The sequence below is a fragment of the Marinospirillum sp. genome, from assembly GCF_014859565.1.
Genome location: NZ_JACUUA010000270.1, coordinates 1 through 3,999 on the forward strand (window position 1 = coordinate 1; position 3,999 = coordinate 3,999).

Genomic DNA, 3,999 nt, shown 5'->3' on the forward strand with positions numbered 1-3,999 from the left:
CCTACGCAGCTTTGCCCTGCGGCTGGTGCAGCTTTGCTGCCAGTCAGTACCCCAGGAAGAAATCCAGCAGCAAGTGCAGTGACCAGTGGATTTAAAACCCCAGCAGTTTTTTTCGCAGAGGTTTTAGCATCAGTATTTCAGTCGGAAACGCTCAGCCATACTGCCCAGTTTAAACATCATGTTGTTATCGCTTGCCTGCTGGTGTGCATCAGGTGCCAGAATCAGCATCAGGTAATAACACTGGATATTGCTGGCACCCTGGCAATACACCAGATGAACATCACTGGTTCGACGAAACTGTGCAAGCCGAACTGGCCACTCAGGTGTATTACTCGGCTTGAGATGCAGGTGTTGAACTTCTTCACTACGGATCAGCGGCAAATTGCTCGGGTGGTCATAAGGAACATCCCTGCCAAAGGTATCAGGCAATACACCGGTCTGTTTGTATTGTCTGAAGTCACTCAGCAAGTCATTTAACTCTTGCTCAGACAACTGCTTTTTTAACAGCTGACTGGCAAACACCTGAATCATTCCACAAACTCCAGATCTTCATCTGAGGCACTTTTGAGCAAAGAAGCACCTTGCTCTGCAATTTCTTTGAGTCGGGTTGCTTCTGGGCGAAAGCGTGCACGGAAGGTTTGCACCCCTTGTTGCTCTGCTGCTTTCAGCAATTGTTCGAAAACGGCAGCTGATACCATATAACCAGCAGGTTTATTGTTGGACAAGACGGCAACTGGCTCATCAATGAAGTATTGAGCCGGGTTTTTACGCAAATCCGTCAGGCTGACAGATTTTTCGGCAAGAATGACATGCATGCTCATATACACCTCTACACTGTTATGTGCTTAATAGTGTACATCATAGTACACATAGTAATGTGTAAAAAAGAGTCTCAAAACCCCAGAACTCTCCGGCGCAGGGGTTTGAGTATCAGCATTACCAGAACCACCAGTGCTAGCCATTCCAGCCATTCCGGCAGTATTTCCTGCACCTGGCTGGCTTGGATAGCCGGGTTGATACCCAGGCTTTGCAGTGTGGTATCCAGCAGCCAGCCAAGTAATACACTGCTGGTCAGGATACCTATCAGATACATGACTAGTGCAGAGTTGCCAAATTCCCTGCGGAAAACGCCTAGAGTTGCCAGACTGGTGACCGGCCCAGAAAGCAGAAATACCAGTGCCATACCCGGTGACATGCCGGTCAGCAGCAAACCGGCGGCAATCGGGGTGGCGGCTGTGGCGCAGATATACAGTGGAATACCAATCACCGCCATCAGCACCAGCGGCCAGAAAGCCCCAGATAAGCCGCTGAGGGTTTCAGGGGGCAGCAGGGTGATCAACAGACCCGCCAACAACAGCCCAGCCACTACCCAGCGGCTGATATCATCCAGCAGATCCGCAAAAGCGTATTGCAGGCCTTGTTTCAGGCGGGTTGCAGTGGAGGTGGTTTTTTCTTCCTTTTTTTCGCCACAACAACCACCACAACAGGTGGTTTTGGCTGGAGTAGCATCAGCGGTGGTGATGGGTTCAGGTTGATCAGTGGTTGCCACCAATAACCCAGTGGTGATGGCGGTAAAAATGGCTCCAGCTACGCGTGCCGCTGCCATCACGGGCCCTAGCAATACACTGGTCAGCAGGATGGAATCTATTCCCACACCGGGTGTGCCGATCAGAAACGCGGTGGTGGGGCCACGACCAGCACCACCCCGATGTAAAGCCAGTGCGGTGGGAATGGCACCACAGGAGCAAATAGGCAAAGGCACACCAACCAGAGCTGCACGGCTGATACTGCCCAGCCCACGCCCGCCGATCCATTTCTGAATCAGGCTTTCCGGCATAAACGCCTTGATCAGTCCCGCCAGCAACAGGCCAAGTAATAACCAGGGTGCAGCACTGAGCGCCACGCTGAGAATACCCGTGATCCAGTCCATCCTGTTTCCTCGATTCAGACTTGTGTTGAGTAGTGAATGAGGATTAGGCTAAACCCTGTAATCGTTACAGGGTCAAGAACATGGGTGCAACTTTTCGTATTGGTGAGGTGGCGGCGCAGACAGGTTGTTCGGTCGAAAGCATTCGTCATTATGAAAAACTGGGGTTGTTGCCAAAAGCACAACGCGGTGAGCAGGGTTATCGTTTTTACAGCAGTCAGGCGGTGGAGCGAATCGGTTTTATCCGCCATGGTCGTGCTTTGGGGCTGGATCTGCACACCATTCAGGAGTTGCTGGCTTTGTCAGATAACCCGGATGCTGACTGCACGGCAGCGGATGATATTGCCAGTCGTCACCTAGAACAGCTGGAGCAGCGCATTCGAGCCTTGCAGTCCTTGGCTGACGAACTGCGGCAACTGGTGCACCAGTGTCGTGGTGGACGTACCGCAGAGTGCCGGATCATCCGAGCCTTGCACGATCATCACTAAGGCAGGTTTTAGTTTAATTCTCAGGCTTTTATCTGAACTATTAGAAAAAGATTTTTACTGCAGCCGCTACAGCCGCAATCAAGCCACCGCTGATAGCGATTGGATACCAGAAGGACTCTTTCTGGATTTTCATCGTTTCTGCCATCAGCTTGGCTATTTCTGCCTCAGTTTTCTGAAACTTCAGCGCTTCTTCTTTGCTCATTGTGGTCATATTCTTACTCCTGAGAGAAGGTTTCAGCTTGGATAGTCAGGGCATTTTTTGCCAATTGACCTATTATAATGCTGATCCGACAGCAAAACATTTTTTAATTTCAGCCCACTGAACCAACTCATCTCTGATCAAATTTTATTGCCTGTTTGTTCACTGATCCAGGTAATCCTCGGCGGTGCCTTGTTGCTGAAATTTAATTTTTAACGCTCTGATTTCCAGCGTGGCTGGACCATACTTGGCTTCAAACCGGTTGCCGAGAGTATCGGTGCCTTTGGCTTCATAACAGCCGTCATCCACCTTGATGCGATTCACTTGCCAGCCTTTGTCTTCCAGCATTTTTTGCAGGTTTTCACGCGGCTGCCAGGTGTCTGCAGGGTCTTCACATTTGTCTTTGGCGAGGGTTGCTCCGGTCATCAGACTGGCGGTGACCAGCAGGATCAAAGTTGATTTTTTCATGGTGTTACTCCTGATAAGGTTTTTGGCTTGTTTGGTAGAGTCATCATAAGGCTCAATCCTGACAGGAAACTTAAAGCAGAGCTTTTACTTAAGGGTTTTCTTGCTACTATTTTAAAAGTCATAGGTGAATCTACGCACATAACCTCGTCCGTTGACAGGCTTTCCTGCCCCGGAAGTAGTCAGTGGCGCAATCACATCAGCACGATTATCACGCATATCCTCCACGGCAGAATCAATGCGAATCTGATACCCGCTATCAATCAGTGTGTCGTCCAGGTTAATAGTGATTTTCAGGGCTTGACCACTAATAACACTTGCGCCGGTCAACCCATCAAATTCAGATCGTTTCATACCGCTCCCCTTAGCCCAATCAAGCAGATGTTTGTAATGTTTGCTTTTTTTACCTGCAACCCAGAGTGTTTGCTGATACCTTCCGTCCGAGTCTGTCAGGTAGATCGACAGATAGGCGCCATCACCACGGTAGTTATTCAGCTGGGTTGTCAGGCTGACCTCCTTTGCCTGCACACAGACGGGAAGTGTAATAATGACTAAAAGACTCAGAATGGAAATCAGCTTTTGCATAATAGTTCTCCGCTGGTTGGTCAGATTAAACTGAGCCTTGTTTTCAACGAAACTCAAAAACTTCCTGATGAAAGCGCAAGGAGCTGGATTGGTGTTTTAATCCACTGCGCAGGGTATTTGCCAGTCCTTGGGGGCCACAAAACCAGACATCCACTTTTTGTTGGTTGATTAACAGCAGCTCAGCCGTCAGGTACTGGCCTTGCTGACTGTTGTGGATCTGCAGAGTGATTTCCGGCAAGTTTTCTGTTAATTGCTGCAGGCGTGTCACCAAGGGGTCAGCATCAGCTGAGGCGGTGCAATAATGCAGGTTCACTGCTGCACGGGTTTGTTCAGGT

General features: G+C 49.6%; 8 protein-coding genes. 1 reads left to right on the plus strand and 7 read right to left on the minus strand.

All coding sequences use genetic code 11. From position 1 onward, the window contains the following. Positions 1-129: 129 nt before the first annotated feature. The 3 genes from IBX50_RS18060 to IBX50_RS18070 all read right to left on the minus strand — a co-directional run bounded on the left by IBX50_RS18060 (position 130) and on the right by IBX50_RS18070 (position 1,930). Entirely contained in the window at positions 130-531 is a 402-nt protein-coding gene (locus tag IBX50_RS18060; RefSeq protein WP_292257764.1) for a type II toxin-antitoxin system YafO family toxin, read from the minus strand. Then, positions 528-815: a type I toxin-antitoxin system antitoxin YafN gene (gene yafN, locus IBX50_RS18065; RefSeq protein ID WP_292257766.1), complete on the minus strand. Its 288-nt coding sequence runs from the start codon at positions 813-815 to the stop codon at positions 528-530. The genes IBX50_RS18060 and yafN overlap by 4 nt, the downstream gene beginning before the upstream one ends. A 77-nt stretch (positions 816-892) precedes the next feature. Continuing rightward, complete coding sequence (locus tag IBX50_RS18070; protein ID WP_292257768.1) at positions 893-1,930, minus strand: SO_0444 family Cu/Zn efflux transporter; 1,038 nt, start codon at positions 1,928-1,930, stop codon at positions 893-895. A gap of 80 nt (positions 1,931-2,010) precedes the next feature. Between IBX50_RS18070 and IBX50_RS18075 the strand changes: the two genes are divergently transcribed. Next, entirely contained in the window at positions 2,011-2,415 is a 405-nt protein-coding gene (locus IBX50_RS18075) for a helix-turn-helix domain-containing protein (RefSeq protein ID WP_292257770.1), read from the plus strand. A 40-nt stretch (positions 2,416-2,455) separates the two neighbouring features. Here IBX50_RS18075 and IBX50_RS18080 read toward each other — a convergent pair whose 3' ends face one another. The 4 genes from IBX50_RS18080 to IBX50_RS18095 form a co-directional block, all read right to left on the minus strand. Continuing rightward, positions 2,456-2,626, minus strand: a complete 171-nt coding sequence (locus tag IBX50_RS18080) for a hypothetical protein (protein WP_292257772.1) — start codon at positions 2,624-2,626, stop codon at positions 2,456-2,458. Positions 2,627-2,776: 150 nt separating this feature from the next. Further along, on the minus strand, positions 2,777-3,082 hold the full coding sequence (locus tag IBX50_RS18085; RefSeq protein WP_292257774.1) for a PepSY domain-containing protein: 306 nt from the start codon (positions 3,080-3,082) through the stop codon (positions 2,777-2,779). Positions 3,083-3,193: 111 nt separating this feature from the next. Next, positions 3,194-3,664 carry a DUF2271 domain-containing protein gene (locus IBX50_RS18090; RefSeq protein ID WP_292257776.1) on the minus strand — a complete coding sequence of 157 codons (471 nt, stop codon included), beginning with the start codon at positions 3,662-3,664 and terminating at the stop codon, positions 3,194-3,196. Positions 3,665-3,707: 43 nt separating this feature from the next. Then, a partial coding sequence (locus tag IBX50_RS18095; RefSeq protein WP_292257778.1) for a hypothetical protein occupies positions 3,708-3,999 on the minus strand: 292 nt, incomplete at its 5' end.

Excerpts from the sequence above, each read along its gene's own strand:
- IBX50_RS18090 (WP_292257776.1), bottom strand. The coding sequence starts at position 3,664 with ATGCAAAAGCTGATTTCCATTCTGAGTCTTTTAGTCATTATTACACTT.
- IBX50_RS18070 (WP_292257768.1), bottom strand. The coding sequence starts at position 1,930 with ATGGACTGGATCACGGGTATTCTCAGCGTGGCGCTCAGTGCTGCACCC.
- yafN (WP_292257766.1), bottom strand. The coding sequence starts at position 815 with ATGCATGTCATTCTTGCCGAAAAATCTGTCAGCCTGACGGATTTGCGT.
- IBX50_RS18075 (WP_292257770.1), top strand. The coding sequence starts at position 2,011 with ATGGGTGCAACTTTTCGTATTGGTGAGGTGGCGGCGCAGACAGGTTGT.
- IBX50_RS18085 (WP_292257774.1), bottom strand. The coding sequence starts at position 3,082 with ATGAAAAAATCAACTTTGATCCTGCTGGTCACCGCCAGTCTGATGACC.
- IBX50_RS18060 (WP_292257764.1), bottom strand. The coding sequence starts at position 531 with ATGATTCAGGTGTTTGCCAGTCAGCTGTTAAAAAAGCAGTTGTCTGAG.
- IBX50_RS18080 (WP_292257772.1), bottom strand. The coding sequence starts at position 2,626 with ATGACCACAATGAGCAAAGAAGAAGCGCTGAAGTTTCAGAAAACTGAG.